Source organism: Pseudomonas sp. P4_C3 (assembly GCF_056402075.1).
On record NZ_JBFUIC010000529.1, the window covers coordinates 1 to 1,974 of the forward strand.

3 protein-coding genes and 1 pseudogene are annotated in these 1,974 nt (G+C 51.0%); 3 read left to right on the forward strand and 1 reads right to left on the reverse strand.

All coding sequences use genetic code 11. From position 1 onward, the window contains the following. Both AC1DVH_RS30235 and AC1DVH_RS30240 read left to right on the forward strand, forming a co-directional pair. A pseudogene (locus tag AC1DVH_RS30235) lies at window positions 1-227 on the forward strand (integrase); the annotation flags it as partial. 2 nt (window positions 228-229) lie between these two features. Then, entirely contained in the window at window positions 230-658 is a 429-nt protein-coding gene (locus AC1DVH_RS30240; protein WP_477756884.1) for a hypothetical protein, read from the forward strand. 58 nt (window positions 659-716) lie between these two features. On the opposite strand, the gene AC1DVH_RS30245 is transcribed toward AC1DVH_RS30240, so the two are convergent. After that, window positions 717-1,475: an ATP-binding protein gene (locus tag AC1DVH_RS30245; protein WP_477756885.1), complete on the reverse strand. Its 759-nt coding sequence runs from the start codon at window positions 1,473-1,475 to the stop codon at window positions 717-719. A gap of 140 nt (window positions 1,476-1,615) precedes the next feature. Here AC1DVH_RS30245 and AC1DVH_RS30250 point away from each other — a divergent pair. Further along, on the forward strand, window positions 1,616-1,974 hold a 359-nt coding region (locus AC1DVH_RS30250; protein WP_477756886.1), incomplete at its 3' end, for a transposase.

Below are 1,974 nucleotides of genomic sequence, written 5' to 3' on the forward strand. Positions count from 1 at the left end.
GTTCTAAGGTCGGTCGATGTGATTATTTTTTGCTTGGTGATTTTACCGAATGTTTGTCATGTGAGGGAGCAATAATTAAGCCCGAAAAAGTTGGTAGTGCCATTGAGGCTGTGGCTGCCGAATTACAGCTTTATCCTGTTGGTTCGGGAGAGTATCAAGTTACCAATGGTGACCTTGAGCGACTCTTGAGCTTTAAGGCGCGCTTGATCGATAAATCGGAGTTTTAGGTATGGATTCTGGTAAAGCAGTTAGTCGTGGTTTGCTCGAGTGCGAGGAGGCGTTACAGCGTCTCCTCGATGGCAAGCCAATTGTGGCGGAACATGTAGGCTTATCGCTTTCGAAAATCACGGCGAGCGTTGTAAGTCTCGAAGCCGGATTTGATCGTGGCTATCTCAAGAAATCTCGTAACGCCCATTTGCCGATAATAGCTAGGATTGAGGCCTTTCGTGCAGAGGCAAATAGGGGGGGCAGTCATTCAAGCTCTAAACAGATCGACCGTTTGGAAGATAAGCTTGAGGCCTTGGTGAATGAATTAGCAACTGTTCGTGCGCAGCGCGATCGGGTCCTTACACAAAACCTCCAGCTATGGGAGCGCGTAAGGGAGTTAGAGTTGGCGGAGCGCCAAATCAAGCCTTTTCAGGCTAGGTTGCACCCTTAAGGTCAGGGTTTGTCCCTACCTCAGTGGGATTGCCTGGGCGGGACAATCCCYGTTCCTGTCAATCACTAGCGCCTTTAGCTGGCGGCAGAAGCGACCCAGGTTCACACCCTAGGCTCAAAGCAATCTCTGGATAGTCAAAAAGACGTTCAGCATAGGACCTCATATTTCCAGTATTACCTCGCAACTCGGGTGGGCCTGCACCAACAATTATCAAGGGCAAGCTAACCTGCGAAACACGATGCAGGGCGACTATTAGCGCGGCTAACTCGGGCTCCATGACGAGCTGAAGGTCATCAATAAATATCACTAGGGCGGTATTTGCGTGACGCGCAGCTTCTCCAACCTCTATCAGTAAGGCGGTCAAGTCGCCGTCGAGATCGCCGTTGTCGGCCAACCCTGGCTCAGGCTGAAAATCCAAATCTATCTCAATATCTTGGTAGCGTTCTTTCAATGTTTTTGTGAAGCCTGAGAGCGCGCGGAGCGCTTTGACAGCAGCATCTTTGGCCGCGTGTACAGTACTCATGCGGAGCAGTGCTGCTTTTATCTGTAGGACTAGCATTGAAAGTAGGGATCGTTCTTTCAATGTCTCTACATAGGCAGTGTGAATGCCGAACGAAACTGCATCCCTCGCCAACTGATTCAGCAATACCGTCTTTCCGACACCTTGCAAACCAACAATTATGAGGCTTTTTACTGGTCGCCCAATGCGAAGGCGCTCAATAGACACTCGYAACCGCTCACGTAGATCGTCACGACCAATCTGTTCAGAAGGTTGTGGACTGCCAATAGGTGCGTGAGGATTACGTATTACGGCCATAGAAATATACTCAATTGATCGGTTCCTATGATGCCCAAATCTGCCCCCTAAGTAACAGGCAGAAATCGGCCCAGAGTGTGTAAAAACGCCTCCGCGAACCCTTGCTATGATTTCTGAGGATTTCATCGCAGGGATCGCCCATGAAGCGCTTTATYCAAGGTGAACAKCGRGGYCAAGGCACCTTRCTTCCSKMGAGCCTCGACGAYTACGTCAGCGAYACCAATCCGGTGCGKGTAGTCGACGTYTTCGTCGACGAACTCGACCTGGTCAATCTGGGTTTTGAAGGTGCCATTCCAGCCGATACTGGCCGGCCGGCTTACCACCCCGCGATCCTGCTGAAGATCTACATCTACGGCTATCTCAACCGCATTCAGTCGAGCCGGCGGCTGGAACGAGAAGCTCAACGCAACGTCGAACTGATGTGGTTGACCGGGCGTTTGATGCCGGACTTCAAGACCATCGCCAACTTCCGAAAAGACAACAGCAAGGCCATCCGAGG